The organism is Pseudomonas sp. W5-01 (assembly GCF_046540435.1).
Lineage (GTDB): Bacteria > Pseudomonadota > Gammaproteobacteria > Pseudomonadales > Pseudomonadaceae > Aquipseudomonas > Aquipseudomonas graminis_B.
On the sequence record NZ_JAXCIP010000015.1, the window covers coordinates 22,690 to 41,734 of the forward strand.

Consider the following 19,045-nt stretch of genomic DNA (forward strand, 5'->3'; position numbering starts at 1 on the left):
ATGCCGGACGTCCTCAAGAGTGCGGAAAATTTATGTCAAAGCGTGATTATTACGAAGTATTGGGCGTGGAGCGTGGCTCCAGTGAAGCAGACCTGAAAAAGGCGTATCGCCGTCTCGCCATGAAATATCACCCTGACCGCAACCCGGGTGACAAGGCTTCGGAAGACGCCTTCAAAGAAGCCAACGAAGCCTACGAAGTGCTTTCCGATGCCAGCAAGCGCGCGGCCTATGACCAATACGGTCATGCCGGCGTCGATCAAGGCATGGGTGGCGGCGGATTCGGCGGCGGTGGCGCCAACTTCTCCGACATCTTTGGCGATGTCTTCAGCGACTTCTTCGGCGGGGGTCGCGCTGGCGGTGGTGGTCGTGGTGGTGCCCAACGTGGCAGCGATCTTCGCTATACCCTCGAGCTGAATCTTGAAGAAGCGGTGCGCGGCACGACTGTCAGCATCCGTATGCCGACGCTGGTCAACTGCAAGCCGTGTGACGGCAGCGGCGCCAAAAAGGGCTCGTCCCCGGTGACATGCCCGACATGCGGCGGCATCGGCCAGGTGCGCATGCAGCAGGGCTTTTTCTCTGTTCAGCAGACCTGCCCGCGTTGCCACGGCAACGGCAAGATCATCTCCGATCCTTGCGACTCCTGCCATGGCGAAGGCCGTGTGGAAGAGTCCAAGACGCTGTCGGTCAAAGTGCCGCCAGGCGTCGATACCGGCGATCGCATTCGTCTGTCGGGCGAAGGTGAAGCGGGGACGCAGGGCGGCCCAACGGGCGACCTGTACGTCGTGATCAATGTGCGTGAACACGCGATCTTCCAGCGCGACGGCAAGCACCTGTACTGCGAAGTGCCAATCAGCTTCACCGACGCTGCACTGGGTGGTGAGCTGGAAGTCCCGACGCTGGATGGTCGCGTCAAACTGAAGATCCCGGAAGGCACGCAAACCGGTAAGCAGTTCCGCCTGCGCGGCAAGGGCGTTGCCCCTGTACGTGGTGGTGGCGCCGGCGACCTGATGTGCCGTGTTGCCGTCGAAACTCCGGTCAACCTCGGGCGTCGTCAGCGTGAATTGCTCGAAGAGTTCCGTGCCTCCCTTGAAGGTGACAGCTCTCACTCGCCTAAAGCCAGTGGCTGGTTCGAAGGTGTGAAGCGTTTCTTCGGCGATCTCTAAGGGGCAGGGCATGCGACGCATTGCAGTGATGGGCGCCGCCGGGCGCATGGGCAAGAACCTGATCGAGGCGGTGCAGGATCGTGCGCCGCTCACCGGGCTGACGGCGGCAATCGTTCGTCCCGGCAGCACGATGATCGGTGCCGACGCCGGCGAACTCGCATCGCTGGGGCGTATCGGTGTTCAGTTGACCGGTAATCTGGAGCAGGTTGCCGACGAGTTCGACGTCCTGATCGACTTCACATTGCCGGACGTCATGCTGAAAAATCTGGCGCTCTGTCGTAAGGCGGGCAAGGCGATGGTCATTGGTACCACCGGCTTGAGCGTCGAACAAAAGCGCCTGCTGGGTGAGGCGAGCCGGGACATTCCTGTCGTCTTCGCGTCCAATTTCAGTGTGGGTGTGAACCTGTCGTTCAAGCTGCTGGATCTGGCGGCGCGAGTGATGGGTGAAGATGCGGACATCGAGATCATCGAAGCTCATCACCGCAACAAGGTCGATGCGCCGTCGGGTACGGCGGTCAGCATGGGCGAGGTCGTTGCCAATGCCTTGGGGCGTGACTTGAGCAAGGTCGCTGTCTACGGTCGTGAGGGCTACACGGGTGTTCGTGAGCGCGAGACGATCGGTTTCGCCACGGTCCGTGGCGGTGACGTCGTAGGTGATCACACTGTGCTGTTCGCCGCCGAGGGCGAGCGCCTGGAGATTACGCACAAGGCGTCAAGTCGCATGACATTCGCCAAGGGCGCAGTGCGTGCAGCGCTGTGGCTCGATGGCAAGGCGCCGGGTCTTTACGACATGCAGGACGTGCTCGATCTGCGTTGAGTGGTCCGGTGCTCTGAGTCTGACAAGTAACAATGCGGGCAGGAGAGGGGCTTTCCCTGTATCCTGCCCGCAGTTTCAAGCCGTTACACACCCGCTACGCGATGTCCCGTCGCACTCCCCAGCCCTCACGGCAATTTTAGCGGTGGATTAAAAAGACCTCTTTCTGTAAGCTACAGCTTTAGTGTGTCCACTAAAAGCGCGCAGATAATTCTATGAAAAAAGCGGGGTGACGTGTCTATACGTCATTCCGCTTTTTTACAACCTGCGATCGCCCTTTCAGGCTTTATTACGGGAGGTCTTCTTGACTAAGCCAGCCATACTCGCCCTTGCTGATGGCAGCATTTTTCGCGGCGAAGCCATTGGTGCCGACGGTCAAACCGTTGGTGAAGTGGTGTTCAACACCGCAATGACCGGCTATCAGGAAATTCTTACCGATCCTTCCTATGCCCAGCAAATCGTCACCCTGACTTACCCGCACATCGGCAACACCGGCACCACGCCGGAAGATGCCGAGTCTGACCGCGTCTGGGCGGCGGGTCTGGTGATTCGCGACCTGCCACTGGTGGCGAGCAACTGGCGTAACAAGATGCCGCTCGCTGAGTATCTGAAAGCCAATAAAACCGTTGCGATTGCAGGCATCGACACTCGCCGCCTGACGCGTATCCTTCGCGAGAAGGGCGCTCAAAATGGCTGCATCATGGCTGGCGACAACATTTCCGAAGAAGCGGCCATCGCGGCAGCACGGGGCTTCCCGGGCCTGAAGGGCATGGACCTCGCCAAGGAAGTCAGCACGAAAGACACCTACGAGTGGCGCTCCACGGTCTGGAATCTGCAGTCCGACAGCAGCCCCGAAGTTGCCGCAGCCGATTTGAAGTACCACGTGGTCGCCTGGGACTACGGCGTCAAGCTGAACATCCTGCGCATGCTGGTTGAGCGTGGTTGCCGTGTGACGGTCGTACCTGCCCAAACCCCTGCCAGTGAAGTGCTTGCCCTCAAGCCGGACGGCATCTTCCTGTCCAATGGCCCTGGCGACCCGGAGCCCTGCGACTACGCCATTCAGGCGATCAAGGACGTGCTGGAGACTGACATTCCAGTCTTTGGTATCTGCCTGGGTCACCAGCTGTTGGCGCTCGCTTCCGGCGCTCGTACCATCAAGATGGATCTGGGCCACCACGGCGCCAACCACCCTGTTCAGGACCTGGACACCGGCGTGGTCATGATCACCAGCCAGAACCACGGTTTTGCGGTGGACGAAGCGACTTTGCCGAGCAACGTTCGCGCGATTCACAAATCGCTGTTCGACGGCAGCCTGCAAGGCATCGAGCGCACCGACAAGGACGCGTTCAGCTTCCAGGGCCACCCTGAAGCGAGCCCGGGCCCGACCGACGTCGCGCCGCTGTTTGATCGTTTCATCACAGCGATGGACAAGCGCCGCTAAGGCTGCCTTGCGACTGTAGCGAGCAGGTGGCCGCGCGGATCGGACAAGGTTCGATAGCCCGCCCGGCACCTGAGATGTTCAAGACGGCTTGCCGACTGACACAGGATTCGAGTGACAACCCATGCCAAAACGTACAGACATTAAAAGCATCCTGATTCTTGGCGCTGGCCCGATCGTAATCGGCCAGGCCTGCGAATTTGACTACTCCGGCGCCCAGGCCTGCAAGGCCCTGCGCGAAGAGGGTTACCGCGTCATTCTGGTCAACTCGAACCCGGCCACCATCATGACCGACCCGGCCATGGCGGATGCGACCTACATCGAGCCGATCAAATGGGCGACCGTCGCCAAGATCATCGAAAAAGAACGCCCCGACGCGCTGCTGCCAACCATGGGCGGCCAGACCGCACTGAACTGCGCGCTGGACCTGGAGCGCGAAGGCGTTCTGGAGAAGTTCGGCGTTGAGATGATCGGCGCCAATGCCGATACCATCGACAAGGCTGAAGACCGCTCCCGTTTCGACAAGGCCATGAAGTCCATCGGCCTGGCTTGCCCGCGTTCCGGTATCGCCCACAGCATGGAAGAGGCCAATGCCGTCCTCGAAAAGCTGGGCTTCCCGTGCATCATTCGTCCGTCCTTCACCATGGGCGGCACTGGTGGCGGCATCGCGTACAACCGTGAAGAGTTCGAAGAAATCTGCGCCCGCGGTCTCGACCTGTCGCCGACCAAAGAGCTGCTGATCGACGAATCGCTGATCGGCTGGAAAGAATACGAAATGGAAGTTGTCCGCGACAAAAAGGACAACTGCATCATCGTCTGCTCCATCGAAAACTTCGACCCGATGGGCGTGCACACTGGCGACTCCATCACCGTTGCGCCAGCACAGACGCTCACCGACAAGGAATACCAGATCCTGCGTAACGCCTCGCTGGCGGTCCTGCGTGAGATCGGCGTCGAAACAGGCGGCTCGAACGTTCAGTTCGGCATCTGCCCGGACACCGGCCGTATGGTCGTGATCGAGATGAACCCGCGGGTTTCTCGCTCTTCTGCACTGGCTTCCAAGGCCACCGGTTTTCCGATCGCCCGAGTGGCAGCCAAGCTGGCTGTCGGCTACACGCTGGACGAGTTGCAGAACGAAATCACCGGCGGCAAGACCCCGGCGTCGTTCGAGCCATCGATCGACTACGTCGTGACCAAACTGCCACGCTTTGCGTTCGAGAAGTTCGCCAAAGCTGACGCGCGCCTGACCACTCAAATGAAGTCAGTCGGCGAAGTCATGGCCATCGGCCGGACTTTCCAGGAATCCCTGCAGAAAGCCCTGCGCGGCCTGGAAGTGGGTGTCAGCGGTCTCGATCCGAAGCTGGACCTCAGCAATCCGGAAAGCATGAGCATTCTCAAGCGCGAGCTGACGGTTCCGGGTGCCGAGCGCATCTGGTACGTCGCTGACGCTTTCCGTGCCGGCATGACGGTTGAACAGATTTTCGGCATGAACATGATCGACCCCTGGTTCCTGGTGCAGATCGAAGATCTGATCAAGGACGAAGAGAAGGTCAAGACCCTCGGCCTGTCGGCGATTGACCGCGACATCATGTATCGCCTCAAGCGCAAGGGCTTCTCCGATGCCCGCCTGGCCAAGCTGCTGGGTGTGACCGAGAAGAACCTGCGCACGCATCGTCACAAACTGGACGTGCTGCCGGTCTACAAGCGCGTTGACACCTGCGCCGCCGAGTTCGCCACCGACACCGCGTACATGTACTCCACGTACGAGGAAGAGTGCGAAGCCAGCCCGACGAATCGCGACAAGATCATGATTCTGGGTGGCGGTCCGAACCGCATTGGCCAAGGCATCGAGTTCGACTACTGCTGCGTACACGCCGCGCTGGCCCTGCGTGAAGACGGGTACGAGACCATCATGGTCAACTGCAACCCTGAAACCGTATCGACCGACTACGACACCTCTGACCGTCTGTACTTCGAGCCGGTGACCCTGGAAGACGTGCTGGAAATCGTCCGCGTCGAGAAGCCGAAAGGCGTGATCGTCCAGTACGGCGGCCAGACCCCGTTGAAGCTGGCGCGTGCACTGGAAGCTGCAGGCGTGCCAATCATCGGCACCAGCCCGGACGCCATTGACCGTGCAGAAGACCGTGAGCGCTTCCAGCAGATGGTCGAGCGACTGAACCTGCGTCAGCCACCAAACGCCACCGTGCGCAGCGAAGACGAAGCCATTCGGGCGGCGGCGAAGATCGGCTACCCGCTGGTGGTGCGTCCGTCCTACGTACTGGGCGGCCGTGCGATGGAGATCGTCTACGAAGAAGACGAACTTAAGCGCTACCTGCGTGAAGCGGTTCAAGTGTCCAACGACAGCCCGGTGCTGCTTGACCACTTCCTCAACTGCGCCATCGAAATGGACGTTGATGCGGTCTGCGACGGCACCGACGTGGTGATCGGCGCAATCATGCAGCACATCGAACAGGCCGGTGTTCACTCCGGTGACTCGGCATGCTCGCTGCCACCGTATTCGCTGCCGGCGCATATCCAGGACGAAATGCGTGAGCAGGTCAAGAAAATGGCCCTGGAGCTCGGCGTTGTCGGTCTGATGAACGTGCAGCTCGCATTGCAGGGCGAAGACATCTACGTCATTGAAGTGAACCCGCGCGCATCGCGTACGGTACCGTTCGTGTCGAAGTGCATCGGAGTCTCCCTGGCGATGATTGCCGCTCGTGTCATGGCTGGCAAAACGCTCAAAGAACTCGGCTTCACCAAAGAAATCATTCCGAATTTCTACAGCGTGAAAGAAGCGGTGTTCCCATTCGCCAAGTTCCCGGGCGTCGACCCGATCCTCGGCCCAGAAATGAAGTCGACCGGCGAAGTCATGGGTGTCGGCGACACCTTCGGCGAAGCATTCGCGAAAGCCCAGATGGGCGCCAGTGAAGTCCTGCCGACTGGCGGCACGGCCTTCATCAGCGTGCGTGACGACGACAAGCCGCTGGTGGCAGGTGTGGCACGCAGCTTGATCGAACTGGGCTTCGACATCGTTGCAACCGCTGGGACCGCACGCCTGATCGAAGAGGCCGGGCTGAAAGTTCGCCGCGTCAACAAGGTGACCGAGGGCCGTCCTCACGTGGTCGACATGATCAAGAATGACGAAGTCACGCTGATCATCAACACGACCGAAGGGCGCCAGTCGATCGCTGATTCCTATTCCATTCGCCGCAATGCCCTGCAGCACAAGATCTACTGCACCACGACTATCGCTGCGGGCGAGGCCATCTGTGAAGCGCTGAAGTTCGGCCCTGAAAAAACCGTACGCCGCTTGCAGGATCTACACGCAGGACTGAAAGCATGATCAAGTACCCAATGACCGTTCAGGGCGCTCGCGCCCTGGAAGAGGAACACGCACACCTGACCAAGGTGGTTCGTCCCAAGCTCAGTCAGGACATCGGGACTGCGCGCGAGCTGGGCGATCTCAAGGAAAACGCCGAGTACCATGCCGCCCGCGAACAGCAGGGCATGGTCGAAGCGCGCATCCGCGACATCGAAGGCCGGATCCAGAATCAGGTGATCATCGACGTCACCACCATCCCTCACACTGGGAAAGTGATCTTCGGCACTACCGTCGAAATTGCAAACGTGGAGACGGACGACCGCGTCACCTATCACATCGTGGGTGAGGACGAAGCTGACTTCAAACTGGGCAAGATTTCGGTGGGCTCGCCGCTCGCTCGCGCGTTAATTGGCAAGGAAGAGGGCGATGTCGTCGCTGTGAAGACACCAAGCGGTGTGATCGAGTACGAAATCGTGGAAGTGCGTCACGTTTGATGATCAACACCCGCATTGCGCGGGTGTAGATTCAGACAGCGGGTTCGAAGGTCATTGCATGGCCTATCGAACCGGCGGTCGCATGTCGGGTCTGACCGGTTCGGCGCCCAACTTTGCAGCTGGGCATCGAATCTAACGGCCAGCGCGTGTTCGCCGCTGACCCGAAGAGGATCAGTTGAAGCGGTGGACGTTGGACAGCTGCTTGTTTACCTTCGGGTTCTTGCGGTGAATCAGCGCCATTTTGCCAATGACCTGCACCAGATCGGCCTTGCCGACTTCGCACAGTTCAGCGATGGCTGCCAGGCGGCTTTCGCGGTCGAGGATGTTGAGTTTGATTTTAATCAACTCGTGATCGCCCAGTGCGCGCTCCAGTTCGGCCAACACACCTTCAGTCAGACCATTGTCCGCCACGATCAACACCGGTTTCAGATGGTGGCCAATGGATTTGTATTGTTTCTTCTGCTCTTGAGTGAGCGGCATAATCTGACCTCTGCGTCTGATCTTGTAAAAAGCGGCGGCCAGTTTACCCGAGCGAGTCCGGGACCGCCCGGTTAATCGCGACTCGTCCTAATTTTTTGAGGTGCTCCGTGGCACGTTCCAAAACCAGCCATAACTGGCTTAAAGAACACTTCGACGACAAGTACGTCAAAATGGCGCAGCGGGATGGTTACCGTTCCCGCGCCAGTTACAAGCTCCTGGAGATTCAGGAGAAGGACAAGATCATTCGTCCTGGCATGACGGTCATCGACCTTGGCGCGGCGCCAGGCGGCTGGTCGCAGGTGACCAGTCGTCTGATTGGTGGTCAAGGTCGGTTGATTGCATCTGACATCCTGGAAATGGACAGCATCCCTGATGTGACTTTCATTCAGGGGGATTTCACCCAGGATGAGGTACTGGCGCAGATCCTCGAGGCTGTCGGTAATACGCAGGTAGACCTTGTGATTTCCGACATGGCCCCCAATATGAGTGGATTGAGCGCTGTTGATATGCCCCGCGCAATGTTCCTCTGTGAGTTGGCGCTTGATTTAGCCGGCCGTGTGCTGCGCCCAGGTGGCGATTTCCTGATCAAAGTCTTCCAGGGTGAAGGGTTTGACGTGTACCACAAGGACATCCGCAAGCTGTTCGACAAGGTGCAGATGCGCAAGCCTTTGTCGTCGCGAGACCGTTCCAGGGAGCAGTACTTGTTGGGTCGCGGGTTTCGCGGCATAGAAGGATCGGCAAGCGATGAGCGCCTTTGATCAAGCGATAGCTTTTTTCAAATGGCTTTATCAAGGGAGCGTAACCAACATCGCGTAGTCAAAGTTTCACAAAGGGTTACAGACGCCGCCTGCCACGCCTGTAGGATCTGTAGTACGTTAGGCCGGTATATATCATGCGAGGCACGCTCCAGCGTGGAGCTTGCTTCAGAGGGTAGCTAATTGAACGATATGGCAAAGAATTTGATCCTGTGGTTGATCATCGCGGCGGTTCTCGTGACCGTGATGAACAACTTCTCCAGTCCTAACGAGCCGCAGACCCTCAACTATTCCGAATTCATCCAGCAGGTGAAGGACGGCAAAGTCGAGAAGGTTGCCGTTGACGGTTACGTCATTACCGGCAAGCGCAGCGATGGCGACTCCTTCAAGACCATTCGCCCTGCCATTCAGGACAACGGTCTGATCGGTGATCTGGTCGACAACAACGTTGTGATCGAGGGCAAGCAGCCAGAGCAGCAAAGCATCTGGACTCAGCTCCTTGTCGCCAGCTTCCCTATCCTCGTGATTATTGCTGTCTTCATGTTCTTCATGCGCCAGATGCAGGGCGGTGCGGGGGGCAAAGGCGGACCGATGAGCTTTGGTAAAAGCAAGGCGCGTCTGCTCTCCGAGGATCAGGTCAAAACCACGCTGGCTGACGTCGCCGGCTGTGATGAGGCCAAGGAGGAAGTCGGCGAGCTCGTCGAGTTTCTGCGCGACCCGGGCAAGTTCCAGCGCCTCGGCGGTCGCATCCCTCGCGGCGTCCTCATGGTGGGTCCTCCAGGTACAGGTAAAACCCTGATCGCGAAGGCCATCGCGGGTGAAGCCAAGGTTCCGTTTTTCACGATCTCCGGTTCCGACTTTGTCGAAATGTTTGTCGGCGTGGGTGCAAGTCGTGTTCGTGACATGTTTGAACAGGCCAAGAAACACGCGCCTTGCATCATCTTCATCGACGAAATCGATGCCGTAGGCCGCCATCGTGGCGGCGGCATGGGCGGTGGTCATGATGAGCGTGAGCAGACGCTCAACCAGTTACTGGTTGAGATGGACGGCTTTGAGATGAACGACGGCATCATCGTGATCGCCGCCACCAACCGTCCAGACGTTCTCGACCCTGCGCTGCTGCGTCCAGGCCGTTTCGACCGTCAGGTAGTGGTTGGCCTGCCCGATATCCGCGGTCGTGAGCAGATTCTTAAAGTACACATGCGCAAAGTGCCAATGGGCGACGATGTTCAGCCAGGCGTGATTGCTCGTGGTACCCCGGGGTTCTCCGGTGCCGATCTGGCCAACCTGGTTAACGAGGCATCGCTGTTCGCTGCCCGCACCGGTAAGCGCATCGTCGAGATGAAAGAGTTCGAATTGGCGAAAGACAAGATCATGATGGGCGCTGAGCGCAAATCGATGGTCATGTCCGACAAAGAGAAGCGCAATACCGCTTATCACGAGGCAGGTCATGCGATTGTTGGCCGCGTCGTGCCAGAGCATGATCCGGTCTACAAAGTGTCGATCATCCCGCGCGGTCGTGCGTTAGGTGTGACAATGTTCCTGCCTGAGGAAGATCGCTACAGTCTGTCCAAGCGTGCCCTGATCAGTCAGATCTGCTCGCTGTACGGCGGTCGAATCGCGGAAGAAATGACGCTTGGCTTCGATGGTGTCACCACGGGTGCTTCCAACGACATTATGCGGGCCAGCCAGATCGCTCGGAACATGGTCACCAAATGGGGCCTCTCGGAGAAGCTTGGTCCATTGATGTATTCGGACGAGGAAGAAGGCGGTTACCTGGGGCGTGGCGGTGGCGGTCAGAACGCCAGTCTCTCCGGGGACACTGCTCGTCTGATCGACTCCGAAGTGCGCAGCATCATTGATCAATGCTACGGCACCGCGAGACAGATCCTCACGGACAACCGTGACAAGCTGGAAGCGATGGCTGATGCGTTGATGAAATACGAGACCATCGATGCCGAGCAGATCGATGACATCATGGCAGGCCGCACACCGCGCGAGCCTCGTGATTGGGAAGGTGGTTCCGGAGATTCCGGCACCCCGATCGCACCTGTAGGTCCGCGTCCGGAATCGCCTATTGGCGGCCCTGCTGCTGAACACTAAGGTCTGACATGACTCCTGCGCTTCACCCGACCCGGTTGCCTTGCGGCAACCGGGTTCTTGATTTATCCCGCACGCACGTGATGGGGATCCTCAATATCACCCCTGATTCGTTCTCGGACGGCGGCCGTTTTGCGCAGCGTGACCTTGCGTTGCGTCATGCCGAAGCGATGATGCTGGCGGGTGCGACCTTGATCGACGTCGGGGGTGAGTCAACAAGGCCCGGCGCGCGATCGGTTTCTTCTGTTGAAGAGCTGGAGCGCGTGGCACCTGTCGTTGAAGCCATCAGCGCCGAGCTCGATGTGATTATTTCGGTCGACACCTCCACGCCGGCGGTCATCCGCGAGACTGCACGTCTGGGGGCAGGGCTCATCAACGATGTTCGCTCGCTTCGCCGTGACGGGGCGCTGGACGCCGCTGCGGCAACGGGTTTACCCGTCTGCCTCATGCACATGCGCGGCGAACCGACGGACATGCAGAATGACCCTCACTACACTGATCTGGTCGGTGAGGTCAGTGCATTTTTGCGCGAGCGCATGGAGCAGTGCGTCGAAGCGGGTATTCCTGCCGAGAGAATTATCCTTGATCCGGGATTCGGGTTCGCCAAGACCCTTGAGCATAACTTGAGCCTCTTCAAACACATGGAAGCGCTTCATGCATTGGGCCGTCCACTGTTGGTCGGTGTCTCCCGCAAAAGCATGATCGGCAAGGTTCTCGACAAGCCTGTTGACCAGCGTCTGCACGGCGCCCTGGCGCTTGCCGCCATGGCGATGGTCAAAGGCGCAAAAATCCTACGTGTGCACGACGTCCCGGAGACGGTCGACGTAGTGCGTATGATTGCTGCTGTTCAGTCAGCAAAATAAGAAATCTGGAGCACCCATGAGCACCAAGAAATATTTCGGTACCGACGGTATCCGCGGTCGTGTAGGCCAATTCCCGATCACCCCTGATTTCATGCTCAAGCTTGGCTGGGCGGCAGGGATGGCATTCCGGAAAATGGGCGCATGCCGAATTCTGGTAGGCAAGGACACCCGTATTTCGGGCTACATGTTCGAGTCGGCGCTCGAAGCTGGCTTATCTGCAGCGGGTGCGGACGTGATGCTCCTGGGGCCGATGCCGACGCCTGCGATCGCCTATCTGACGCGTACATTCCATGCCGAAGCGGGCATCGTGATCAGTGCGTCACATAATCCGCATTACGACAACGGCATCAAATTCTTCTCCGGGCAGGGCACCAAGCTGCCTGATGAAATCGAGCTGATGATCGAGGAGTTGCTTGACTCGCCGATGACCGTCGAGGAGTCCGAGAAACTCGGCAAGGTGTCCCGTATCAACGACGCCGCTGGCCGTTACATCGAATTCTGTAAAAGCAGCGTTCCGACCAGTACTGACTTCGACGGGTTGAAGCTCGTTGTCGATTGCGCCCATGGTGCGACGTACAAGGTAGCGCCAAATGTGTTCCGTGAGCTTGGCGCCGAGGTCACTGTACTGTCGGCGGCCCCCAACGGGCTCAACATCAATGACAACTGCGGCTCCACCCACATGGGAGCGCTGCAGGCCGCCGTTGTCGAGCATGGCGCTGACCTGGGCATCGGTTTCGACGGTGACGGCGACCGTGTGCTGATGGTCGACCATACCGGCGCGATCGTTGACGGTGATGAGCTGCTGTACATCATTGCGCGGGACCTTCAGGAGCGCGGCCAGTTGCAAGGCGGTGTCGTGGGTACGCTGATGAGCAACCTCGGACTGGAGCTGGCGCTTGCGGATCTCAATATTCCGTTCGTGCGAGCCAATGTTGGCGACCGCTATGTCATCGCAGAGCTGCTGGAGCGCGATTGGCAAGTGGGCGGCGAGAACTCGGGCCATGTCGTCTGCTTCCGGCATACCACAACGGGGGATGCAATCATCGCTGCATTACAGGTACTGCTGTCGATGAAGCGTACCGGACAGAGCCTCGCGCAATCGCGCGAAGGCCTGAAGAAATGCCCTCAGGTATTGATCAATGTGCGGTTTGAGGGTGGAGGCGTTGATCCGGTCAAACACCCCGCCGTTATTGAAGCCTGTGACCGCGTGACCGTCGCCATGGGCGGGCGTGGGCGTGTGCTTCTGCGCAAGTCCGGTACCGAGCCGCTGGTGCGTGTAATGGTCGAGGGCGAGGACGAAATCCTGGTTCGCGGGTATGCCGATGAACTGGCAAAACTGGTTGCTGAAGTTTGCGCCTGATTTCGGCTTGCCAGTGTTGAAACTGTTGGGTAACATCTGCGCCCACTTTGACCGACGAGGTACAGCATGCGTCGCCCTATGGTAGCTGGTAACTGGAAGATGCACGGTACCCGCGCCAGCGTCGCTGAGCTGATCGAGGGTCTCGCAAATCTTGCTCTTCCGGGTGGTGTAGATGTGGCGGTCTTCCCGCCAAGCCTGCACGTGAGTCTTGTAGTTGATTGCCTGGAAGGGCAGTTGATCTCCGTCGGTGCGCAGAACTGCGCCCATCAAGCAGGGCAGGGCGCTCTGACTGGCGAAGTGTCGTCGACCCAGTTGGCGGATGCAGGTTGCAAGTTTGTGCTCGTCGGGCACTCGGAGCGTCGTCAGGTAATGGGCGAAAGTAACGAGGTCCTGAATCGCAAGTTCGAGGCTGCCCAGGCAGCAGGTCTGATCCCGATACTTTGCATCGGCGAGACACTCGAGGAGCGAGAAGCAGGCAAGACGCTTGAGGTTGTCGGGCAGCAGCTGGGCAGCATCATCGAAGAGCTTGGCGTCGGTGCTTTCGTTAATGCGGTCATTGCTTATGAGCCAGTCTGGGCCATTGGTACCGGATTGACTGCCTCGCCTGAACAGGCGCAGGAAGTGCACGCAGCGATTCGTGCGCAGTTGAGACAAGAGAATTCTGAAGTCGCACAAGGTGTGCGTCTTCTATATGGCGGCAGCGTGAAGGCGGCCAATGCGGTCGAACTGTTCGGCATGCCGGATATCGATGGAGGCCTCATTGGTGGCGCCTCCCTGAATGCAGATGAGTTCGGTGCGATCATTCGCGCCGCGGGAAACTGAAAAAATGCTGGAAACAGTCGTAGTCGTTCTTCATCTGCTGGGTGCTCTGGGCGTTGTTGCTCTGGTTTTGCTGCAGCAGGGTAAAGGTGCCGACGCTGGCGCATCATTTGGAGCAGGTGCATCAAATACTGTGTTCGGTGGACAAGGTTCCTCTACCTTTCTCAGTAAACTTACTGCTATACTTGCCGCCTGTTTCTTCATGACCAGCTTAGGGTTAGGTTACTTTGCTAAAGAGAAAGCTCACCAGCTGACTCAAGTAGGTTTGCCAAATCCAGCGGTACTGGAAGTGAAGCAAAAGCCGGCAGCAGATGATGTTCCGGTTTTGGAAGGGCAACAGAAACCAGCTGCAGTACCTGCTGATGTTCCTGCAACTCCAGAGCAAAAGTAACACCGGATTCGCAGCTGTTTTTGGGGCTGCAAAAGAGTTGTAATGCCGAGGTGGTGGAATTGGTAGACACGCAACCTTGAGGTGGTTGTGCCCATAGGGTGTAGGGGTTCGAGTCCCCTTCTCGGTACCAATTAACAAGAAAGCCCGCAGTAGCGGGCTTTCTTGTAGGTGGATGTGTCGGATTGACCCAAATTTGGATCGGTCGTATACTTCCGCCCCAGCTTTGTCGCGGGGTGGAGCAGTCTGGTAGCTCGTCGGGCTCATAACCCGAAGGTCGTTGGTTCAAATCCAGCCCCCGCAACCAGTTTTAGCGGAGCCCCTTTTCAGGGGCTTTTTGTTAGCTGGACACTTTATGACGCCGCTTTTCGCCGGCGTTTTCATGATTGGGCTTTTGCCCATTTTTTATTTGCAGCATGCACGAGGGGGTTCAGGTGTCGAGCAAGCTAGAAGAGTTGCAGGCCTTGCTGGCCCCGGTGGTCGTGGCCCTAGGCTATGAATGCTGGGGTATCGAGTTTTCGTCTCAAGGGCGTCACTCGATGTTGCGCGTCTATATCGATAAAGAAGGCGGCGTGTTGGTGGACGATTGCGCGATCGTCAGCCGTCAGATCAGCGGTATTCTGGATGTAGAAGATCCGATCAGCTCCGAATACACGCTCGAAGTTTCCTCTCCAGGCATGGAACGCCCACTGTTTACCATTGAGCAGTTTGCGGAGTTTGCCGGGGCACAAGTGAAGATAAAGCTGCGTTCACCGTTTGAAGGTCGACGCAACTTTCAAGGCCTTCTCCGCGGGGTGGAGGAGCAGGACGTCGTGGTCCAGGTTGAAGATCACGAGTTTCTGTTGCCGATCGATCTGATCGACAAAGCCAACATTATTCCCACGTTTGACTAAGACGTGCCAGATACAGCGGATCCCGCGGATCCAATGGCTTGCGAAAGGCGAGGCGTACGATGAGCAAAGAAGTACTGCTGGTTGTTGAATCGGTATCCAATGAAAAAGGCGTACCGGCCGATGTGATTTTTGAAGCGCTTGAGATAGCGCTGGCTACGGCCACCAAGAAGCGTTTTGAAGATGAAGTAGATCTGCGTGTCGAGATCAATCGTCAAACAGGCGCCTATGAGACATTCCGTCGTTGGACGGTGGTCGAAGAAGACGATCTCGACGATCCGGCGATCGAAACGTGGCCGAGCAAAGTTGCGCTGACGCACCCCGGTGCCAACGTTGGCGATGTAGTAGAAGAAAAGATCGATTCCATCGAGTTCGGCCGCATCGCTGCGCAGACCGCCAAGCAAGTCATCGTGCAGAAAGTTCGCGAAGCCGAGCGAGCTCAAGTCGTGGACGCCTACCGTGAGCGTCTGGGCGAAATCATTTCCGGCACTGTTAAAAAAGTTACACGTGACAATGTCATCGTCGACCTTGGCAACAATGCCGAAGCTTTGCTGGCGCGTGAAGACATCATTTCGCGGGAAACTTTCCGCGTGGGTGTCCGCGTCCGAGCATTGCTCAAAGAAATCCGCACCGAGAACCGCGGCCCTCAGTTGATCCTGTCGCGTACTGCGCCGGAGATGCTGATCGAGCTGTTCCGGATTGAAGTTCCGGAAATCGCTGAAGGGCTCATCGAGGTGATGGCTGCCTCTCGTGATCCTGGATCGCGTGCAAAGATCGCAGTTCGCTCCAAGGACAAACGCATTGACCCGCAGGGCGCGTGCATCGGCATGCGTGGTTCGCGCGTGCAGGCTGTATCCGGCGAGTTGGGCGGCGAGCGTGTGGATATCGTGCTTTGGGACGATAACCCGGCGCAGTTCGTCATCAACGCCATGTCGCCTGCCGAAGTGGCAGCGATCATCGTTGATGAAGATGCCCACGCCATGGACATCGCTGTAGGCGCAGACAACCTCGCCCAGGCGATTGGCCGCGGTGGCCAGAACGTGCGGTTGGCCAGTCAGTTGACTGGCTGGACCCTTAACGTGATGACCGAATCGGACATCCAGGCCAAGCAGCAAGCGGAAACCGGTGACATCCTGCGCAACTTTATCGACGAGCTGGAAGTCGATGAGGATCTCGCTCAGGTTCTGGTAGACGAAGGCTTCACCAGCCTGGAAGAGATTGCCTACGTACCGTTGGAAGAAATGCTCAACATCGACGGCTTTGACGAAGATACCGTCAACGAGCTTCGCGCTCGTGCCAAGGATCGTTTGTTGACTAAAGCCATCGCTACTGAGGAAAAGCTGGCAGACGCCCATCCGGCCGAAGACCTGCTCTCGCTTGAGGGTATGGACAAGGATTTGGCGATGGAACTGGCGGTGCGCGGCGTAATTACCCGCGAAGACCTGGCCGAGCAGTCTATTGACGATCTGCTCGACATCGACGGCATTGACGATGATCGTGCCGGCAAGTTGATCATGGCCGCCCGAGCCCATTGGTTCGAGTAAGTAGATGCGGCCTGAGGAGAGAAGTGCATGACGCAAGTCACGGTGAAAGAACTGGCCAAAACGGTCGACACACCGGTAGAGCGCCTGTTACAGCAGATGCGTGAGGCAGGTTTGCCGCACAACGCCGCCGAACAAGTTGTGACCGATATCGAAAAGCAAGCCCTGTTGACGCACCTGAAAAGCGGTCACAAGGCCAAGGTGGAAGAGCCGCGCAAGATCACTTTGCAGCGCAAGACCACCAGTACCCTGCGCGTTGCTGGCAGCAAAAGCATCAGCGTTGAAGTACGCAAAAAGAAAGTTTTCGTTCAGCGCAGTCCGGAAGAAATCGAAGCCGAACGCAAGCGCGAGCTGGAAGAACGTCGTGCGGTAGAGAATGCCGCTCGCCAAAAGGCTGAAGAAGAATCCCGTCAGCGTGCTGAAGAAGAAGCGCGCCGTCAGCCTTCGTCTGGTGCCCCGGCTGCCGAGGCTGTTGCAGCGCCGGCACCGGCACCGCAAGCTGCCGAGCCAGCCCGGGAAACTCCGGCTGCGGCACCTGCGCCTACTGCCGATCGCAAGAAAGACGAACAGCGTCGCCCTGACAAACCACGCAACGACGATAACAATCGTCGCAGCGGCGGCGGTGGTGACGGCGATCGCAAGAACGCCCCGCATCGCGCATCGGTCAAGGAAAAGGCGCCAACGCCACGCGTTGCTCCTCGTACTACCGACGAAGAAAGCGATGGCTTCCGTCGCGGCGGTCGCGGCAAGGCCAAGCTGAAGAAGCGCAACGCGCACGGTTTCCAGAGCCCTACCGGCCCTGTTGTGCGTGAAGTGAAGATCGGCGAGACCATCAGCGTGGGCGATCTTGCTCAGCAGATGTCGGTCAAAGCGGCCGAGATCATCAAGTTCATGTTCAAGCTGGGTACTCCGGCCACCATCAACCAGGTTCTGGATCAGGAAACTGCCCAGCTGGTCGCTGAAGAACTGGGCCACAAAGTGACCCTGGTCAGCGATACCGCGCTGGAAGATTCCCTGGCCGAGTCCCTGAAGTTCGAAGGTGAGACGTTCTCCCGTGCGCCGGTTGTAACGGTCATGGGTCACGTTGACCACGGTAAGACCTCGCTGCTCGATTACATCCGTCGCGCCAAGGTTGCTGCTGGCGAAGCCGGTGGTATCACCCAGCACATCGGTGCGTACCACGTAGAAACCGAACGTGGCATGGTGACGTTCCTCGATACCCCGGGTCACGCTGCGTTTACCGCAATGCGTGCCCGTGGTGCCAAGGCAACCGACATCGTGATTCTGGTTGTCGCTGCTGACGACGGCGTAATGCCGCAGACCATCGAAGCCGTGCAACACGCCAAGGCTGCCGGTGTTCCGCTGGTTGTTGCCGTGAACAAGATCGACAAGCCGGGCGCCGACCTGGACCGTATCCGCAGTGAACTGTCCGTTCACGGCGTAACGTCCGAAGAGTGGGGTGGCGAGACGCCTTTCGTCTCGGTCTCCGCGAAGATGGGTACGGGCGTTGACGAGCTGCTTGAAGCCGTTCTGCTGCAGGCCGAAGTTCTGGAATTGATGGCAACGCCGTCGGCTCCGGGTCGTGGTGTTGTCGTTGAATCGCGTCTGGACAAGGGCCGCGGCCCGGTTGCGACTGTTCTGGTTCAGGACGGTACGCTGCGTCAAGGCGACATGGTTCTGGTTGGCTCCAACTACGGTCGCGTTCGGGCAATGCTCGACGAGAACGGCAAGCCAATCAAAGAAGCCGGTCCATCGATACCTGTCGAGATTCTCGGCCTGGACGGTACGCCGGACGCTGGCGACGAGATGAGCGTTGTTGCCGACGAGAAGAAAGCCCGTGAAGTGGCTCTGTTCCGTCAAGGCAAGTTCCGCGAAGTCAAGCTGGCCCGTGCTCACGCCGGCAAGCTGGAAAACATCTTCGAGAACATGGGTCAGGAAGAGAAGAAGACGCTCAACATCGTCCTCAAATCCGATGTCCGCGGTTCTCTGGAAGCGTTGCAGGGTGCATTGAATGGCCTGGGTAACGATGAAGTGCAAGTGCGCGTAGTGGGCGGCGGCGTCGGTGGTATCACTGAAAGCGACGCCAACCTGGCACTGGCCTCCAACGCTGTACTGTTCGGCTTCAACGTGCGTGCCGATGCTGGCGCGCGCAAGATCGTCGAGCAGGAAGGTCTGGACATGCGTTACTACAACGTCATCTACGACATCATCGAAGACGTCAAGAAAGCCCTCACCGGTATGCTTGGCAGTGACGTTCGGGAGAACATCCTGGGTATCGCTGAAGTCCGCGACGTGTTCCGCTCGCCGAAATTCGGCGCGATCGCAGGTTGCATGGTCATCGAAGGCGTTGTCTTCCGTAACCGTCCAATCCGTGTACTGCGTGAAGACATCGTTATCTTCGAAGGCGAGCTGGAATCCCTGCGTCGCTTTAAGGATGACGCTTCCGAAGTACGTGCCGGCATGGAGTGCGGTATTGGCGTCAAGAGCTACAACGACGTCAAGGTCGGTGACAAGATCGAAGTCTTCGAGAAGGTCCAAGTGGCTCGCAGCCTCTAAATCGCGAGCTTCAGGAGTCATGGCTTGCGCCGCATGAAAATGCCAGGCGCCGGTCATGG

The 19,045-nt window shown here is 58.3% G+C and carries 15 protein-coding genes and 2 tRNA genes; 16 read left to right on the forward strand and 1 reads right to left on the reverse strand.

The window, feature by feature from the left end:
* The first annotated feature begins 32 nt into the window (after positions 1-32).
* The 5 genes from dnaJ to greA all read left to right on the forward strand — a co-directional run bounded on the left by dnaJ (position 33) and on the right by greA (position 7,234).
* Positions 33-1,163, forward strand: a complete 1,131-nt coding sequence (gene dnaJ, locus SLW75_RS27445) for a molecular chaperone DnaJ (RefSeq protein ID WP_410935997.1) — start codon at positions 33-35, stop codon at positions 1,161-1,163.
* A gap of 10 nt (positions 1,164-1,173) precedes the next feature.
* A complete protein-coding gene (dapB, locus tag SLW75_RS27450) occupies positions 1,174-1,980 on the forward strand; it encodes a 4-hydroxy-tetrahydrodipicolinate reductase (protein ID WP_410935998.1) in 807 nt (268 codons plus the stop codon).
* 301 nt (positions 1,981-2,281) lie between these two features.
* Positions 2,282-3,418, forward strand: a complete 1,137-nt coding sequence (gene carA / locus SLW75_RS27455; RefSeq protein ID WP_065987610.1) for a glutamine-hydrolyzing carbamoyl-phosphate synthase small subunit — start codon at positions 2,282-2,284, stop codon at positions 3,416-3,418.
* Positions 3,419-3,539: 121 nt separating this feature from the next.
* Positions 3,540-6,761 carry a carbamoyl-phosphate synthase large subunit gene (gene carB / locus SLW75_RS27460; protein ID WP_172610671.1) on the forward strand — a complete coding sequence of 1,074 codons (3,222 nt, stop codon included), beginning with the start codon at positions 3,540-3,542 and terminating at the stop codon, positions 6,759-6,761.
* The gene (gene greA / locus SLW75_RS27465; protein WP_037015137.1) at positions 6,758-7,234 is read left to right on the forward strand and encodes a transcription elongation factor GreA; all 477 of its coding nucleotides are present in this window, start codon (positions 6,758-6,760) and stop codon (positions 7,232-7,234) included. The genes carB and greA overlap by 4 nt, the downstream gene beginning before the upstream one ends.
* A gap of 171 nt (positions 7,235-7,405) precedes the next feature.
* Here greA and SLW75_RS27470 read toward each other — a convergent pair whose 3' ends face one another.
* Positions 7,406-7,714, reverse strand: coding sequence for a YhbY family RNA-binding protein (locus SLW75_RS27470; protein WP_410935999.1), 309 nt, complete (start codon positions 7,712-7,714; stop codon positions 7,406-7,408).
* Between the two features lie 107 nt (positions 7,715-7,821).
* On the opposite strand from SLW75_RS27470, the gene rlmE reads away from it, so the two are divergent.
* The 11 genes from rlmE to infB all read left to right on the forward strand — a co-directional run bounded on the left by rlmE (position 7,822) and on the right by infB (position 18,986).
* Positions 7,822-8,472: a 23S rRNA (uridine(2552)-2'-O)-methyltransferase RlmE gene (gene rlmE, locus SLW75_RS27475; RefSeq protein ID WP_065987607.1), complete on the forward strand. Its 651-nt coding sequence runs from the start codon at positions 7,822-7,824 to the stop codon at positions 8,470-8,472.
* A gap of 189 nt (positions 8,473-8,661) precedes the next feature.
* Complete coding sequence (gene ftsH, locus SLW75_RS27480) at positions 8,662-10,572, forward strand: ATP-dependent zinc metalloprotease FtsH (protein WP_133776820.1); 1,911 nt, start codon at positions 8,662-8,664, stop codon at positions 10,570-10,572.
* An 8-nt stretch (positions 10,573-10,580) separates the two neighbouring features.
* A complete protein-coding gene (folP, locus tag SLW75_RS27485; RefSeq protein ID WP_410936000.1) occupies positions 10,581-11,432 on the forward strand; it encodes a dihydropteroate synthase in 852 nt (283 codons plus the stop codon).
* Positions 11,433-11,448: 16 nt separating this feature from the next.
* On the forward strand, positions 11,449-12,792 hold the full coding sequence (gene glmM, locus SLW75_RS27490; RefSeq protein WP_192132954.1) for a phosphoglucosamine mutase: 1,344 nt from the start codon (positions 11,449-11,451) through the stop codon (positions 12,790-12,792).
* A gap of 66 nt (positions 12,793-12,858) precedes the next feature.
* On the forward strand, positions 12,859-13,614 hold the full coding sequence (gene tpiA, locus SLW75_RS27495; protein ID WP_065987603.1) for a triose-phosphate isomerase: 756 nt from the start codon (positions 12,859-12,861) through the stop codon (positions 13,612-13,614).
* A gap of 4 nt (positions 13,615-13,618) precedes the next feature.
* Entirely contained in the window at positions 13,619-14,002 is a 384-nt protein-coding gene (gene secG / locus SLW75_RS27500; protein ID WP_074888489.1) for a preprotein translocase subunit SecG, read from the forward strand.
* 44 nt (positions 14,003-14,046) lie between these two features.
* Positions 14,047-14,132 (forward strand) — tRNA-Leu (locus tag SLW75_RS27505).
* A 97-nt stretch (positions 14,133-14,229) separates the two neighbouring features.
* Positions 14,230-14,306, forward strand: a tRNA-Met gene (locus SLW75_RS27510).
* A gap of 127 nt (positions 14,307-14,433) precedes the next feature.
* Positions 14,434-14,892, forward strand: coding sequence for a ribosome maturation factor RimP (rimP, locus tag SLW75_RS27515; RefSeq protein ID WP_065987699.1), 459 nt, complete (start codon positions 14,434-14,436; stop codon positions 14,890-14,892).
* Between the two features lie 59 nt (positions 14,893-14,951).
* Positions 14,952-16,433 (forward strand): transcription termination factor NusA, encoded by a 1,482-nt coding sequence (nusA, locus tag SLW75_RS27520; RefSeq protein WP_065987602.1) that lies wholly within the window; start codon positions 14,952-14,954, stop codon positions 16,431-16,433.
* 27 nt (positions 16,434-16,460) lie between these two features.
* Positions 16,461-18,986 (forward strand): translation initiation factor IF-2, encoded by a 2,526-nt coding sequence (infB, locus tag SLW75_RS27525; protein WP_410936001.1) that lies wholly within the window; start codon positions 16,461-16,463, stop codon positions 18,984-18,986.
* Positions 18,987-19,045: the final 59 nt, after the last annotated feature.

Bases quoted from the DNA above. Each gene is read 5' to 3' on its own strand.
- dapB (WP_410935998.1), top strand. From the start codon at position 1,174: ATGCGACGCATTGCAGTGATGGGCGCCGCCGGGCGCATGGGCAAGAAC.
- nusA (WP_065987602.1), top strand. From the start codon at position 14,952: ATGAGCAAAGAAGTACTGCTGGTTGTTGAATCGGTATCCAATGAAAAA.
- greA (WP_037015137.1), top strand. From the start codon at position 6,758: ATGATCAAGTACCCAATGACCGTTCAGGGCGCTCGCGCCCTGGAAGAG.
- infB (WP_410936001.1), top strand. From the start codon at position 16,461: ATGACGCAAGTCACGGTGAAAGAACTGGCCAAAACGGTCGACACACCG.
- carB (WP_172610671.1), top strand. From the start codon at position 3,540: ATGCCAAAACGTACAGACATTAAAAGCATCCTGATTCTTGGCGCTGGC.
- SLW75_RS27470 (WP_410935999.1), bottom strand. From the start codon at position 7,714: ATGCCGCTCACTCAAGAGCAGAAGAAACAATACAAATCCATTGGCCAC.
- secG (WP_074888489.1), top strand. From the start codon at position 13,619: ATGCTGGAAACAGTCGTAGTCGTTCTTCATCTGCTGGGTGCTCTGGGC.
- dnaJ (WP_410935997.1), top strand. From the start codon at position 33: ATGTCAAAGCGTGATTATTACGAAGTATTGGGCGTGGAGCGTGGCTCC.
- tpiA (WP_065987603.1), top strand. From the start codon at position 12,859: ATGCGTCGCCCTATGGTAGCTGGTAACTGGAAGATGCACGGTACCCGC.
- ftsH (WP_133776820.1), top strand. From the start codon at position 8,662: ATGGCAAAGAATTTGATCCTGTGGTTGATCATCGCGGCGGTTCTCGTG.
- glmM (WP_192132954.1), top strand. From the start codon at position 11,449: ATGAGCACCAAGAAATATTTCGGTACCGACGGTATCCGCGGTCGTGTA.
- folP (WP_410936000.1), top strand. From the start codon at position 10,581: ATGACTCCTGCGCTTCACCCGACCCGGTTGCCTTGCGGCAACCGGGTT.